The sequence below is a fragment of the Lysinibacillus sp. FSL P2-0066 genome, from assembly GCF_037969495.1.
Classification (GTDB): domain Bacteria; phylum Bacillota; class Bacilli; order Bacillales_A; family Planococcaceae; genus Lysinibacillus; species Lysinibacillus boronitolerans.
Map to the genome: position 1 here is coordinate 1,516,284 of NZ_CP150202.1, position 15,816 is coordinate 1,532,099.

The following is a 15,816-nucleotide window of genomic DNA, read 5'->3' on the forward strand; positions in this document are numbered from 1 at the left end:
AAATAACTCGTGCAGACGGTTTTAGTCGTTTGCACGAGTTGGCGTACTGTCGATGGGTACAGTAATCAAAAATTTTGTATATTCAGCTATTTTGCTCTCTACAGCAATGGTTCCTTGATGCATATCAATTATTTTTTTGACAATGGCCAGCCCTAATCCGCTACCGCCATTTCCAGCAGTTCGCGATTGATCGGCCTTATAAAATCTTTCAAAAATATGCTTTTGTTGTTCTTCGGTTAAGCCAATGCCAGTATCTTCAACCATCACGGTTATCGTGTCGAATTGCTTTTTCATAGATAATGTGATGGTTCCATTGGTAGGTGTAAACTTAATACTGTTTGTCAGTAAATTCATCCAGACTTGATTTAGCAAATCCTCATCTGCAGTGATGCTCAGGTTATCAAGATCGAGATCGAAGTCAATTTGTTTGGCTAACCAATTCGGTTCAAGTGCCAGCACCACATTGCGTAATTGTTTATCCAGTCGATAATTTGTAGGCTCAAATGGATGATGCTGCGATTCTAAGGAAGTGAGCTTGAGTAAGTTGTCGCTAATTTTTGATAATCGATTACTTTCTAATTCAATTATGTCTAAATAATGCTGACGCTTTTCTTCAGGTAGATTAATATTCTTCAGTGCCTTTGCAAAGCCATTAATAGATGTTAAAGGTGATTGAATTTCATGGGAGACGTTGGAAATGAACTCCTGACGCATTCTTTCCAGTTCACCTAACTCAACGGCCATATGATTAATACCATGAATCAATTGCCCAAATTGATCCTCCTCATCTGCCCTCAGATCCAACTGAACATCAAAATCACCTTTTGCCATGCGGCTTAATGCATCTACAATCGTATCCCAATAGTTGCGTTGTCGATTTAATCCGATTAAAAAGATAATGGCAGCTGAACAGGCAAAAAGTGCAAACACACCAATCACTGTACCTAGCTGTAGCCAAAATCCATGAGGCTCAGTCCCTAACCGTCCATACAGCCATGAAGTTACATGATAGGAAATAAAAGCGAAAACGGTGTTTGCAATCAGAAACAGGCAAAAGACCATCGCTAATCTTAACATGAATCTTCGTTTTCTCATGTGCTTAGTTCCAAGCGGTAACCAAGACCACGAATGGTGCGAATGACAAAGCCGCTTGTCTCCTGTGGAAAGCGTTCTCGTATTCTTTTGATATGGACATCAACTGTTCGTTCATCTCCCTCATAGTCGTAGCCCCAGATTTCTTCGATCAACTGTTCACGGGAAAAGGTTTTGCCAACATAGCTTGCAAGTGTAAATAATAGCTCGAACTCCTTCAAACGAAGCAGAATCGTCTCGCCGTTCATTTCCACTTCGTGTGTAAGGCGATTTAGTTTAACATTACCAGCCTCTACAACTTGAGAAAGGGAAATACGATATCTTTTTAAAATAGACTTAACACGTACGATTAGCTCGGCAGGCTCAAATGGCTTCACAAGGTAATCATCTGTCCCTAAATGAAAGCCCTTGATTTTTTGAGAGGTTTCTCCTTTAGCTGTAAGCATAAGGATTGGTAGATCTGTATTGAATGAACGTATTTCCTCACATAATGCCCAGCCATCCATATTGGGCATCATAATGTCCATCACGACCATATCGACTTTTTCAGTGTCTAATTTAGACAGTGCATCAACACCATCGATAGCCTCTATCACTTCTAAGCCCTCATTTTGCAGAAACACTTTTACCAATTCTCGAATATGTGCATCATCATCCACGACTAATAGTTTTGTCATCTCAACAAACCCCTTTATTCAACGTCTTTAATGCGTAATTGCTGCATGGCAAACTCACGATACATAGCATGTGTTTCAAAGAGAGTTTCGTGTGTACCACAGCCTGTAATATGCCCTTTCTCGATAAACAATATTTGATCGGCATCTACCACTGTCGATAAACGGTGCGCAATGACTAGTGTTGTGCGCCCTTGCATTAAGTTGTCTAATGCCTTTTGTACATAAATTTCTGATTTACTATCTAAGCTTGATGTTGCTTCATCTAGCATTAATATTTGCGGATTACGTAAGAGCGCTCTTGCGATAGAGATACGCTGACGTTGTCCTCCTGACAGCTTGATGCCTCGTTCTCCAACTTCAGTGTCAAACTTATCTGGAAGCTCGTTAATAAATTGATCTGCATAGGCCATTTTTGCCACTTTTTCTAGCTCATCATCTTGTACTTCACGGTCAATACCATAGCAAATATTTTCTCGAATTGTTCCTGATAGCAGGGCACTTTCCTGCGCCACATAGCCGATTTGACTGCGCCAAGAGTGGAGTGAGAATGTTTCGATTGGTGTATCGCCTAGTGTGATACTGCCGTTCGTTGGCCGATAATATCGTTCTAGCAGTGAAAATGTGGTTGTTTTACCGCCACCGCTTGGCCCTACGATGGCTGTTACTTTGCCTGGCTCAATTGTGAAGTTAATATCATATAAAATGGGCTCCTCACCATAAGAAAAATCAACATTTTTAAGATAAATGGGTTGATCTATTTTTTCTACTGTTAAGCCTTCTTCAATATGTTCTTCCTCGTATTCAAGCAATGCACTAATTCGTTCTGTAGCACCCATGGCTTTTTGGAGCTGGGTAAAGAACATCGTTAATTGCGTCATTGGCATAATGATTTGGATTAAATATAAAATAAATGCCACCATATCGCCAGCCGTCAGCTCTCCAGAGGAAACACGGACACCACCATAGCCAATAATAGCTACAAGCACAGACATCAGAACGAATGAAATCAGCGGGGAAATAAGGGCATGGATTTTTGCTTCTTTTAAGCCAAATGTAAAGAGATTAGTAATGCCCTTTTTTCCACGCTCATATTCAATTTGCTCAGCATTTGAAGCCTTGACTAGGCGCGTTTCAGGTAAAACTTGATTTAATACAGACGTAAATTTCGCTGTTTCATCTTGCATCCCTTTTGAAATCACAAACATACGTCGCCCTAACAACATTAAGATCACCATTGCCAGTGGTACGGCAATCAGCATGACCAATGTCATTTTCCAATCTAAAAATAGAAGAATGATGATAGAACCTATAATGGAGATAACGCCAGATAAACAGTTTGCTAAATGCTCTGTTATAAGCTCTTTCACAACCGCTGTGTCATTCGTAACACGGCTCAATGTTTCACCTGTGTCATGTTCATCATAATAGGGGATTGGTAAATGCAACAGCTTTCTCCATAGCTGGTCGCGTAATTTTGCCACAACATGATGGCCAACTCGATTTAAATAATAAATGGATAATCCACTGGCAATAGCCTGTGCGATAAAGGCAATCCCCAGTATAATGATTTGCCAATAATTAAGCGATTCTAACGAAAAGCCATCCACTAGTTGTTTTGTAAATAATGGAACAATAAACCCTACACCTGTCGTTGCTAAACTCATCACTAAAGCGATGACAAGTAGCCAAATCGGTGGTTCGGCACGTTTTACTAATTGTATAAAACGGCGCCAATCTTTTTGCTTAGATGTATCATTTGATGTTTCTTGCAAAGAAATAAGCCTCCTTCATTGTCCGAAAACAATGTATTTCGTTTCTATGGCTTTTACTATAGCATGCGTTTATGAACTGAATATGAAATGAATAATCATCAAAAAAAGGGGGATGCGATCACCAGCTTTTGATGCTAGTCTGCGAATTCATCGTGGTATAAAGACTTACCAAGCAAGCGATAGATTCTTAAGGCTAGCTGGATTTGTAACAGCTCCTCATAGCTTTTTAGATCGGTTTTTAAAATTTCTTTAATCTTTTCAATTCGATAAATTAACGTGTTGCGATGAATAAACATTTCCTTGGCTGTTTCACTTATATTCATATGATTGATAAAGTAATTTTCTAATGTAAGTAGGTAGCTTGTCCCATGTAATAGATCGTGCTCAAAGACAGCACCCAAGCTTTCTAAGAAAAAGTCCTTTAGTGGCACTTCGTTAATATTCGAATCTAAAAAATGATAAATGGAGTGATCCGCATAATGAGCCACTGCTCCACGTTCTTCGAAGCGGCGCATAAGACGGAGTGCTTCATGTGCCTCTGCAAAGCTTTTATGAACAAAACGAATATGTTTATATTCTTTGCCAATTCCAATTAAGAAGGAGGTTTGCGTATGTTGCTGTACTAATAATTGGAGAATGTTTTCTGCGTATTGCTTAGTTTCATTGATCGTGAAATCTTGTTTGCCGTCTTGCTGTCCAACTAATACGATGATTTGGTTGTTGCGATAAAGGCATGTGATCTCTCCATTGATCGTGCTAGAGTGCTCATAAATTAAGTTCATACATTTTTTTGCAATATTATCGGTTTCGTATTTTCTAGAAATTAAATCATGCTGGTTTTGAAGGTTTTCATGGCTAAAAGAGATGACGACGCAATAATATTTATGGTTGATCTTTAGACCGTGGAGATCACATAGTGTTTGTAGCGTTTCAAGCGAAGTGATTTTTCCAGTCAATAAATCATCAAAAAACTCTTGTTTAATTTTTAGACGTACACCCTCAATTTCCTTCTGTTTAATCCTTTCTAGTGCCACGATCGTGGAGGCTTGCTCTAAAACGATGAAATCAAACTCATTCAGATCCCGTACAGTTTGCCAAATGACAATATAGCCATAAATATAGTTGGCCACTGCAACAGGGAGAATTCTACATGTTACTGCTAGATCTTCTAATTGATAGATTCGTGTAATGGATTTTTGCATTTCGTTGAGATCGTTTGGAATGGTATCAATAAAATCCTTTGAAAATGTTGGACGATTCTTCTTTAGGTTGATCCCATAGGCAAGTGGCACAGGATTCGTATCAAGATCTGTATAATGCAGTAAATTCCAGTCATTATCTAAAAAGATTATCGGGTTATTAATTGTTTCGGCTAATTTTGAGGAAATGGATTCAATGCCTCCTCCTTCAAGCGCCACCTTAAATAGCGTATTGTGCATATCCAATGATTTTCTATTTAATAGATCATAACGTCCAGATGCCTTTTCATTGATGATCGAGATCACCTTAGACAAGGTGTAATTATAAGGCAACTCCAATAACGGCAATCCGTGCTGATTGGCAATATCGATCATGTTTTGAGGCGTCTTTTGTAAATAGCGCCTCATTTTAATAACAAGGCCTGCACAATTAATTTTAGAGATTTCTTGGATAATTTTATTTTGTAATGCTTCATCATCTTGGAAGATGTAACCAGTCGTTAACAGTAATTCATTCGGTGTCAGCCAATCAAAAGCATCAGGATTTTCAATAATGTTTACAAGGGCAATTTCATTGTGAATTCCTTGTTCTCCAGCAACAATTTTAATTCCTTCAAGTGCTTTTATCTCTAATATATCTTTAATTGTTAGCAAATGATTTCACTCCTTTGCCATCATCTTATCACAAAACATTGTACATATTGCCTAAATCATCTCCATTCTTTTTGGTATTGCTAAACAATGATATACACGGCATAAGAGAATAAAATAAAGCATGTAAGACGGAAATGTGAAAGTAGTAACATTCTCGCGGTTTATTTCTTTTTAGTTGAAATGAACAATAGGTCAGAGAAATGGAGGAAAGAAATTGGTAGATATGAATGTGGTCTCAGATTTTTTAACTGCAGCCGAAGCAGGTGATATTAACGCTCTGAAAGGTTATTTACAACAAGGTGTGGATATTAATTCTCAAAATAAGCGCAAGCGTACAGCAATTTTACTTGCTGCGATGAATGATCAATTAGAAACAGTAAAATTTTTAATTCAGGAAGGGGCAGATATTGACCTTCAAGATCAAATTTGTTTAAACCCATTTTTGTATGGATGTATAAATGGAAAGTTAGAGCTTGTGAAAATAATGCTACAAGCAAACACAGATTTAGAGCGTTTAACACGCTTTGGTGGTGTAGGGATTCATCCAGCAAGTGAGAAGGGCTTTGTTGAGGTAGTTCGTGAACTTGTAACGACTACAGACATCAATGTCAACCATACAAATATTTGTGGATGGACACCATTGATTGAAGCCATTCTCCTCAATGATGGGGGAGAAAAGCAACAAGAAATAGTTCGTCTATTAGTAGAACATGGAGCAGATACACAATTAGTGGATCAATATGGTGTGACACCATTAACAATGGCTAAAGAAAAAGGATTTACTGAAATTGAAAAAATTCTACTAGAAGCAGGAGCGAAATAGTAGTACTCCTACGACATAAAGAGGTGTACATATGATACATGCCAAATTGGGTGATGATTATTTCCTGCAGCAAATAGTGGCGACGTTTACGGGAACGGTTCATAGTGTGTTTAAACATGCCTTAAATATACGGAGTGATGGTAATGATGAAATTTTTACACTTGCTACGAAGGCAATGGATCGGGCACCCAATACACTTGTCATTGATCTTGATACATTGGATCACCTGGGCATTCAGCAACATGACAGGGTATCGGTTCGCCATAATCAACTATTAATAGAAGAAAAATTAATAATAGCGATCCCAACCGCCTCTCGTTGGCAATGTCAGCTACCTATTTATCCAGCAAATTGTACACGCTTAAAAATGAATATGATCCGTGTAAAACAATTCATTGATTTACATGGGAAAGGCGGCGGCATAAAACGTAATGATTCTCCCGTCAGTGAATTTGAAGCGGAGACATCGAGATTATTACAGCAGCGTACAACTTTACTTTATGAGGAAATATTGAATCAACGTTTGGATCGTTTTCAGGCATATGCTGCTGATTTAGTAGGCTTGGGGCCAGGGCTAACACCATCAGGGGATGATTTTTTAGTAGGCTTATTTGCTATCATTCACTTACAAAATAGCCCGTGTTCTATGTATAAACCTTTGTGTGAAAGCGTCATCAAAGTGATTCAGCCTTTGACCAACGAGATTAGCTTTACAACATTGAAGAAGGCAGCATATGGACAAGTAAGGGAGTCCATCTGTTCATTCATACACGCCATTTTATATGGCACAGAAGTGGAATCCATTGAGGCTCTGAGAAAGGTGCTTGCTATTGGCTCTTCCTCAGGAACAGATATTGCCTTAGGGCTGATAAGTGGCTTAGAAGCCAATATAAAATTAGGAGGATAATGATGAGTATTAAAGTCGTAATTAAGCGCAACACATATTTTGATTCAGTGTCATTGATGTCACTATCTACAAAAGCGAATCAAATTGAAGGCGTTGAGCAAGCAATTATTGGTATGGGTACGGAAATGAACAAAGGAGTCATTCGTAACGTTGGTTTGATGACACCAGAAGTGGAGGAAGCAACAGCAGGGGACTTAATGATTATTGTCAAAACTCCTAGTGCGGATCAAACAGAAAGCGCTTACCTAGCAGTGGAAGAATTACTAACAAATAAAGATAAAGCACAAGCAAAAAGTGATATTAAATATGCAACGATTGATTCTGCTGCACAAGGAATCCCTGATGCAAACTTTGCGGTCATTTCCGTCAATGGTGCATTTGCCGTTCGCGAAGCACGCAAAGCACTTGAAAATGATCTACACGTGATGCTGTTCAGTGATAATGTAAGCGTTGAAGACGAAGTAGAATTAAAAACTTTAGCACATGAAAAAGGCTTATTAATGATGGGACCAGACTGTGGTACCGCCATTATTGGTAATACAGGACTTTGCTTTGCAAACGCTGTAAGAAAAGGCAATATCGGTATCGTAGCGGCATCTGGTACAGGTAGCCAAGAAGTAAGTGTTCGCATTCATGACTTCGGTGGGGGTATTACACAACTGATTGGTACTGGCGGAAGAGATTTAAGTAAAGAAGTGGGCGGTATGATGATGCTTGATGGCATCAAAGCACTAGATGCCGATGAAGCCACAAAAGTGATTGTACTTGTGTCGAAGCCACCTGAAGCAAGTGTTGAGAAAAAAGTACTCGCACAAATTAAAGAATGCAGCAAACCGGTAGTGGTTTACTTTATAGGTGGTAATGAAGAGGCTGTAGTGGCAGCTGGTGGACAATTTGCTAAAACATCGAAAGAAGCAGCATTAAAGGCAGTCTTACTAGCAGGTATTGATGAAGCAGGCATTAACAAACGTGCACTTAACATTCCATTAGTTGAAGAGGTTCGTGCAAAATTAGCGCCAGAGCAAAAATACATTCGTGGGTTATTCTGTGGCGGTACGCTTTGTGATGAATCTATGTATCTAGCGATGGAAAAATTAGATAATATTTACAGTAACATCCAAAAGAATCCTGATTTCTTATTAAAAGATATCAATGTGAGTCAAGAACATACGTTCATTGACTTCGGTGATGATGATTTTACAAATGGTAAACCACATCCAATGATCGATCCATCTTCTCGCATTGAGCGCTTCTTACAAGAAGCAAAAGATCCGACAGTTGGTGTCATTGTGATGGACTTCGTATTAGGCTTTGGCTCTCATGAAGACCCAGTAGGCGTTATGCTTCCTGCCATCATTGAAGCTAAACAATTAGCTGAAAAAGAAGGTAGACATTTAGAGATCATTGGGTATGTCCTTGGAACAGACTTAGATACACCAAACATAGATGAGCAAGTGGAAAAATTAGTCAATGCAGGTGTTACACATGCAAGCAGTAGTACAAATGCAGGATTACTTGCTAGAGAAATGGTGTTGAAAGGAGAAAATCATGAGTAAGATTAATGAACTTTTCACAAGTAAAATTAACGTAATTAACGTAGGTATTGAACTTTTTAAGGATGATATATTAGCACAAAATGCAAGTGCTACACACCTAGAGTGGTCACCACCAGGTGGAGGTAAGCCAGAAATTATTGCAGCACTAAACAATATCGATAAAGCAGAACTTGCCGAAAAAATCGAAGCAGCAAATCGTCTTGCGGTGGAAAAAATTGTGAACTCTCAACCCGTGCTGATTGGTTTCGATCAAGCGATCAATGTTGTACCTGGCATGACGAAAAAAACAATCTTACACGCAGGACCACCCATTACTTGGGAAAATATGAATGGACCAATGAAGGGCGCTGTTATGGGTGCTCTTGTATTCGAAGGATTAGCGAAAGATTTAGAAGAAGCAGCAGAGGTAGCGGCGTCTGGAGATATCACATTCTCACCTTGCCATGAGCATAATGCAGTTGGTTCAATGGCTGGGGTAACATCTGCTTCGATGTTTATGCACATCGTTGAAAATAAAACGTATGGCAATATCGCCTATACAAATTTAAGTGAGCAAATGGCAAAAATCTTACGGATGGGTGCCAACGATGATAGCGTTGTCGAGCGATTAATATGGATGCGTGATGTGTTAGGACCAATTTTACGTGATGCAATGAAATTAAATAAAGATGGCATCGATCTACGATTAATGCTTGCACAAGCGCTCCACATGGGCGACGAATGCCATAACCGTAATAATGCAGGTACAAGCTTATTAATTCAAGCACTGACACCATATATCTTAGAAACAGATTATCCTGTTGAACAGAAGCGAGCAGTATTTGATTTCGTGGCAAGTAGTGATTATTTCTCAGGTCCTACATGGATGGCATGCTGTAAATGTGCATTAGATGCTGCACATGGCATCGAATATAGTACAGTCGTGACAACAATGGCACGTAACGGTGTAGAATTTGGTGTTCGTATTAGTGGCATGCCAGGTAATACATGGTTTACTGGCCCAGCACAAAAAGTAATCGGACCGATGTTTGCTGGCTACAAACCAGAGGACTCAGGTCTTGATATAGGGGATAGTGCTATTACAGAAACTTACGGTATTGGTGGTTTCGCAATGGCTACTGCACCAGCAATCGTTGCTTTAGTAGGTGGAACAGTGGATGAAGCAATTGGTTATTCTCGTAAAATGAAAGAAATTACGACGACAGAAAACCAAAATATTACCATTCCATTATTAAACTTCATGGGAATTCCTACTGGTATTGATATTCGCAAAGTCATCCAATCAGGTATTCTTCCAATTATTAATACAGCGATCGCACATAAAGAGGCTGGAATCGGTATGATTGGTGCTGGTATTACAAATCCTCCAATGGAAGCTTTTGAAAAGGCATTAATTACAATTAGTGAGAAGTGGGCTTAAGCCCACTTCCTATAAGTAGGAGGAGCTTTCTATGGAACATGCAAAAATTGAACAGTCCAATCAAGATTATAGAGCACTTGGCTATTCGGAAGAACTTTTACCAAAAGGTCCTCAAGAAAGAGACTGGGGAATCTTTAACTACATTACCGTGTGGATGGGCGCAGTTCACAATATTATGTCTTATATGACGGTTGCAGGGTTTTTTGTCTTAGGATTATCAGTTAATCAAGTTTTCTTAGCCATTATGCTTTCAGCAGTAATCGTCTCAGCAGGCTATTGCTTAAATGGATATTCCGCCTCTAAATATGGCATTCCATTTGCCATATTACTAAGAGATTCATTTGGAGTGAAAGGCTCTATTATTCCGGCGTTATGTCGAGGGTTGATTGCAGGGGTTGTATTCTTTGGAACGACGACCGTTGTGGGCGCTCAATCCCTTAATGTATTATTTGCAAGATTCATTCCGAACTATATGTCTATTGGTGGAGACTTCGCTATTTTTGGCTTAGATGTTCCGACTATGATTTCTTATATTATTTTATGGGTAATTACAGTTTTACTATTTTTAGGCGGCATGGACATGCTAACAGTCTTCGGTAAATACTCATCACCAATTGTTTATATTTTCATTATTGGCGCAGCGATTTGGGCAATTAATATTGCTGGAGGAATTGGACCAATTTTAGACTATAAGCCTTCAACAACGATGGAAAGTCCATTGGTCTTTATTGCATGTGTTAGCGCATTGGTGTCTAACTGGGCTGGTCCAATTGTAAACATTGCAGATTTTACGCATAGAGCTAAATCACCAAAAGCAATGATCTATGGCTTATCCATTGGTATGATCGGCTCGTATCTATTATTTGCGATTACTTGTATTAGTTTAATAGCAGGGACAGAAATTGCTTTCGGGCAACCAATTTTTAATATTGTGGACGCTATTGATAAAATTCAAAATCCCTTTTCAGTAATTGTGTTAATTTTAGCCTTAAATGTGGGCGCAACAGCTTTTGTAGTTTTCGGTAATTTATTACCATCTGGATTACAAATGACAGCTTTATTCCCTAAAGTCTTTACTGTCAAAACAGCAGGTATTTTAACAGCGATTATTGGCACAGTCATTTTGCCTTGGAAACTCGTATCGAGTACAGAGACGTTGTTTTTCTTCTATAGTTTTATAGGCTCTATGTTTGGACCAATCGCAGGTATTATGTTGTCTAGCTTCTTTATCGAGCGTAAAAGACGTTTAGATTTATCTTTGATTTATGTGGAAGAAGGTCATAATGGCGCTTATAAATCTGGCTATAACATCGTAGCATGTATCGTTCTATTAATAAGCTTCCTCTTACCAATGTCAGGTGCTTTCCTGAAAAGTGTGCCGTTTTTAGTACAGCTAAATAACTTTGCTTTCTTTAGCGGACTGATCGTGTCATTCATTTTATATACGCTGTTATATAGATTTAATCAGCAAAATGTTCAAAATAGTGTAGAAAAAGAAGTAGGGGTGTAGTTGTGAATAAATTAGTAATTGTAGCAATCGGCGGTAACTCGTTGGTAAAAGATAGTGGTAGCGAATCCATTCAAAGTCAGCAACAGGCAGTTGCTCAAACTGTTGAACATATCGCGGATATGATTCAGGAAGGATATAAAGTGGTTGTCACACACGGCAATGGTCCACAAGTTGGTTTCACATTACAAAGAAGTGAAATTGCTAATGAGGTATCGGGTATGCCAGCAATTCCTCTAGTAAACTGTGTGGCTGACACACAAGGTGGAATTGGCTATTTAATTCAGCAAGCATTAATTAACGAGCTGGCTAAACGTCAAATTAATAAAAAGGTAGTTAGTGTAATTACACAAGTTGAAATCAATGAACATGATCCCAACTTTATTAACCCTACAAAGCCAGTTGGTTCATTCTTTACAAAGGAGCAAGCGGAGGCGATGCTAGTAGAGCATCCAGATTGGAAAATGGTAGAGGATTCTGGCCGTGGTTATCGTCGCGTTGTGCCTTCACCAAAACCAATCGATATCGTGGAAAAAGATGCGATTAAATCATTAATTGATAATGATTATGTCGTGATCGCTGTAGGCGGTGGTGGAATTCCAGTTGTGAAAAAAGAAAACAACGTCTACGAGGGTGTAGATGCAGTCATTGACAAAGACTTTGCGACAAGTCTATTAGCGGCACAAATAAATGCAGATTCATTAATTATTACGACGGGTGTTCCTCGTGTGTTTATTAACTTTGGAAAACCTGAACAACAAGCACTTGAAGAAATTACTGTTGAAGAAACAAAGCAGCATGTTCAAGATAATCAGTTCCCGCCAGGAAGTATGCTACCAAAAATCGAAGCAAGCTTAAGCTTCTTAGAAAATGGTGGTCATCGAGTAATTATTACAAACCCTGAAAGTCTGAAAGAAGCGATCAATAATCAGGCTGGTACTCATATTATTAACTAGGAGGAATCACGGTATGGATTATATTCAACTAGCTGTTGACAAAACAAAAGAAGGTATCGAACAAAATATTGGTGGACCATTTGGTGCAACCATTGTAAGAGGTGATGAAATCATCGCTGTTGTTGGCAATACAATGATGCGTGATACAGACATCACTGCACATGCAGAAATAGTAGCCATTCGTGAAGCCTCTAAAAAGCTTGGCACAATGGATTTATCGGATTGTGTTATCTACGCTACTTGCGAACCATGTCCAATGTGTGTGGGCGCTATCATTTGGTCTGGTATAAAAGAAGTTCATTATTGTAATACAGCAGAAGATGCTCATGTACATGGCTTCTCTGATATGCATCTACGTGATTACTTAACGGGTAAAGATAAAAGTGTACTGAACATGCAAAAAATTGAAACGACCGAAGAATGTGATGCATTGTTCCATCATTTCAATGACAAAATGGCGAATAGTAAATAGATTGGAGCAGTCATAGTCTGCTTAAGTCTTTCCAGTGAATTAGAGTAGGGATCTCGTTATGGAGAATCCCTTTTCTAATTTTCAATCAAAAAAGTGTAAAAGAATTGATACAATGAAAAAAGATACTATACAAGCGTACATTTGGTTGATTTTCATCTTCGTAATTCTTCAAAAGGAGCTGTTTACATGATCTATAAAGAACGTTATCAACAATTACTAGATAAAATGAATCAATACAATTCAGGCGAGAAAGGAATTACGAGAGTTGCCTATACGAATGAAGAACAGGCTTGTTTACATGCCTTTATTCGTTTATGTAAAGATGAAAATCTTCAAATTCATATTGACCATTGTGGTAATCTTATTGCTCGAAGAGAAGGCAGTGTGCCAGGATTGCAGCCTGTTGTCATGGGATCCCATTTAGATACTGTCTATCAAGGCGGTAAATATGATGGTGTTGTGGGCGTAACTGCTGCCCTAGAAGTCATCAAGCGATTAAACGAGCGATCTATTGTGACAGAACATCCAATTGAAATTATCGCCTTTGCCTGTGAGGAGTCTTCAAGATTTGGTGTGTCGACAGTAGGCAGTAAAGCAATGGCAGGACTAATCGATAAAGAAAAATATCGCCATTTAGTTGATCGAGATGGTATTACGATGGAGCAGGCTTTTGCGCATTGTGGACTTGATTTTAGTAGTGTTGATCAAGCAACAAGAGTAGAGGAGGGATTCCATGCCTTTTTTGAATTGCATATTGAACAGGGACCATTGCTAATTAACTATGAAAAGAAAATTGGTATTGTCACAGGGGTAGCAGCACCAGTTCGCCTTTTAATGAAGTTAAATGGAAAAGCGTCCCATTCAGGCACGACTCCAATGAATATGAGAAAGGACGCTCTTTTAGGAGCATCCGAATTGGCATTAGAATTGGAAAAAGCAGCGATAGCAGAGCAGGAGTTTGGCACTGTGGCAACAGTTGGGATACTAGAGGTCGTGGCAGGTTCAATGAACGTAGTTCCGGGTGAAGTGGAGTTAACTGTAGATAACCGATCATCCTCTGTGGAATCAAGAGAAAGAGTTCTTCAGCATTTTTATACGGTTATTGCAAACGTTCAACAAAAGAGACAGCTTACGATTGAATACAATGTCATTAGCTCAGAGGAGCCTGTCCTACTTTCTCCAAAGCTAATGCAAGATTTAGAAACGATTTGTGTAGAGAAGAAACTCTCCTATCACTATATGCAAAGTGGAGCAGGTCACGATTCTATGAATATGACGAGGCTCGGACCAGTTGGCCTTATTTTTATTCCTTCAGTGGATGGTTTAAGTCATCATCCTGATGAACATACAGAGCTTGAAGATATATTAATAGGAATTGATGTTTTAGAGGCAGTTGTTCTAAAATATGCTTCAGTCAGCTAATTAGCAATTATCATGTGAAGACGCTACATGTATTGCCAGTGTCACCCCCTGTAGGCAATACAACAAAGGCGCAAAATCGATTCCATTATCAAAAGACGACCTTCCTTGTTAGAAAGTCGTCTTTTTCATGTGAATAGGATGTATTTGCGGTTCCTTCTGGTTTCCAATTTTAAGTTGAATCAAAATCATCACAATGACGAGGATAATCATGCCAATAATGGCAGTTGTAAAATTGCCTGTGAAATCTCGAACAAGACCGACAAAGAAAGGGCCCAAAGCAGCAAATACAAAGCCAACTGATTGTGTCATGGCAGCTAAGAAGCTAGCCTCGTGAATATCTTTTGCCTCATCAATTGGCAATGTTAGCCCTAATGAGAATAGCCCACCTGCACCAATGCCAATTAGCATACTGCTCAGCCAAGGATTATAAGAAAACAGTAGCATCAATAAACCAATTAATTCTAATGATGAACTACCTACTAGCCATACGGCTCGATGCTGAAAACGGTTATTTAAAATAGGCACTAAAAATGTAGCTGGCATTTGGGCAACAGTTAATAGTGTCAGCATCATTCCAGCGTCGTGTTTGCTATAGCCTAAATTTTCAGCGATGGGAGGTAACCAAGCCATGATGGTATAAAACATGAAGGCCATCAAACCAAAAAAGCCTGTTAAAAGCCATGCCTTTTGACTCAGTAACATTTGCTTCGCATTGATGCTTAAACTAGGTGAATCTGTGACTGTTGCTGTAGCTGCTTTCTGTTCGATTGGCTTCCACCAAAAGAATAAAGCGATTAAAGCAAGAATAGCCCAAGAGGCAACAGAAGCTTGCCATGAATGAAAAAGATGGCTTAATGGAATAGAAAGCCCTGAGCCAAGTGCAGCTCCTACTACAAGTGCTAGCGAGTAAATACCTACTACACGGGAAGGGTTTGCAAATTTCTCCTTAATATAGCCTGATAATAATGGTCCCACGATGGCAATGCCAATGCCTGATAGCAAGGCCGTTACTAGCATGGCCCAGGCAGTATTAGCAAAATATCTGGCTGCAGTTGCTAGTCCAATAAGAATAAGAGCGTAAGCGATAGTTCGCTCGATGCTCCAACGATTGGCTAGTTTGATTGCGAAAGGTGCAAATAAGCCCATACAGAGCACAGCTAAAGAAGTTAGCAAACTAGCAGTAGCTGCGCTCATTTGTAAAGTCTGACGAATAGTTCCTAATAAAGGGGACACTGAAGTAATGACAGGCCGTAAATTAAAAGAAGCTAAAATAATGGCGATAATTGGTATAATTTTGCGATTTATATGCATTGTCTTTTCTCTCCGTCATATCAAATAAATAGTAAGCCCAAATTGAAG

Annotated in this window: 13 protein-coding genes; 8 read left to right on the plus strand and 5 right to left on the minus strand. The window is 39.0% G+C overall.

Translation table 11 applies throughout. The annotated features are described in order from the left end of the window. Positions 1 to 21 precede the first annotated feature (21 nt). From MKZ14_RS07315 to MKZ14_RS07330, 4 genes are all read right to left on the minus strand, one after another. Positions 22 to 1,095, minus strand: a complete 1,074-nt coding sequence (locus MKZ14_RS07315) for a HAMP domain-containing sensor histidine kinase (RefSeq protein ID WP_339280755.1) — start codon at positions 1,093 to 1,095, stop codon at positions 22 to 24. Further along, positions 1,092 to 1,769, minus strand: coding sequence for a response regulator transcription factor (locus MKZ14_RS07320; RefSeq protein WP_339280756.1), 678 nt, complete (start codon positions 1,767 to 1,769; stop codon positions 1,092 to 1,094). The genes MKZ14_RS07315 and MKZ14_RS07320 overlap by 4 nt, the downstream gene beginning before the upstream one ends. 14 nt (positions 1,770 to 1,783) lie before the next feature. Beyond that, a complete protein-coding gene (locus MKZ14_RS07325) occupies positions 1,784 to 3,541 on the minus strand; it encodes an ABC transporter ATP-binding protein (protein ID WP_339280757.1) in 1,758 nt (585 codons plus the stop codon). Between the two features lie 134 nt (positions 3,542 to 3,675). Continuing rightward, positions 3,676 to 5,394: a PucR family transcriptional regulator gene (locus tag MKZ14_RS07330; RefSeq protein WP_258860643.1), complete on the minus strand. Its 1,719-nt coding sequence runs from the start codon at positions 5,392 to 5,394 to the stop codon at positions 3,676 to 3,678. Positions 5,395 to 5,608: 214 nt separating this feature from the next. On the opposite strand from MKZ14_RS07330, the gene MKZ14_RS07335 reads away from it, so the two are divergent. The 8 genes from MKZ14_RS07335 (at position 5,609) to MKZ14_RS07370 (ending at position 14,457) form a co-directional block, all read left to right on the plus strand. Next, entirely contained in the window at positions 5,609 to 6,217 is a 609-nt protein-coding gene (locus MKZ14_RS07335) for an ankyrin repeat domain-containing protein (protein ID WP_339280758.1), read from the plus strand. Between the two features lie 31 nt (positions 6,218 to 6,248). Continuing rightward, positions 6,249 to 7,124 carry a DUF2877 domain-containing protein gene (locus MKZ14_RS07340; protein ID WP_048389949.1) on the plus strand — a complete coding sequence of 292 codons (876 nt, stop codon included), beginning with the start codon at positions 6,249 to 6,251 and terminating at the stop codon, positions 7,122 to 7,124. 2 nt (positions 7,125 to 7,126) lie between these two features. Beyond that, on the plus strand, positions 7,127 to 8,680 hold the full coding sequence (fdrA, locus tag MKZ14_RS07345; RefSeq protein ID WP_339280759.1) for an acyl-CoA synthetase FdrA: 1,554 nt from the start codon (positions 7,127 to 7,129) through the stop codon (positions 8,678 to 8,680). Next, a complete protein-coding gene (locus MKZ14_RS07350) occupies positions 8,673 to 10,100 on the plus strand; it encodes a DUF1116 domain-containing protein (RefSeq protein WP_016994305.1) in 1,428 nt (475 codons plus the stop codon). Before fdrA ends, MKZ14_RS07350 begins: the two co-directional genes overlap by 8 nt. A gap of 31 nt (positions 10,101 to 10,131) precedes the next feature. Next, on the plus strand, positions 10,132 to 11,610 hold the full coding sequence (locus MKZ14_RS07355; protein WP_339280760.1) for a cytosine permease: 1,479 nt from the start codon (positions 10,132 to 10,134) through the stop codon (positions 11,608 to 11,610). Between the two features lie 2 nt (positions 11,611 to 11,612). Continuing rightward, positions 11,613 to 12,563, plus strand: coding sequence for a carbamate kinase (arcC, locus tag MKZ14_RS07360; protein ID WP_339280761.1), 951 nt, complete (start codon positions 11,613 to 11,615; stop codon positions 12,561 to 12,563). Positions 12,564 to 12,576: 13 nt separating this feature from the next. Beyond that, on the plus strand, positions 12,577 to 13,035 hold the full coding sequence (locus MKZ14_RS07365) for a nucleoside deaminase (RefSeq protein WP_016994301.1): 459 nt from the start codon (positions 12,577 to 12,579) through the stop codon (positions 13,033 to 13,035). A 186-nt stretch (positions 13,036 to 13,221) separates the two neighbouring features. Next, the gene (locus MKZ14_RS07370; protein ID WP_339280762.1) at positions 13,222 to 14,457 is read left to right on the plus strand and encodes a Zn-dependent hydrolase; all 1,236 of its coding nucleotides are present in this window, start codon (positions 13,222 to 13,224) and stop codon (positions 14,455 to 14,457) included. 108 nt (positions 14,458 to 14,565) lie between these two features. Here MKZ14_RS07370 and MKZ14_RS07375 read toward each other — a convergent pair whose 3' ends face one another. Then, positions 14,566 to 15,768, minus strand: coding sequence for an MFS transporter (locus tag MKZ14_RS07375; RefSeq protein ID WP_339280763.1), 1,203 nt, complete (start codon positions 15,766 to 15,768; stop codon positions 14,566 to 14,568). Positions 15,769 to 15,816: the final 48 nt, after the last annotated feature.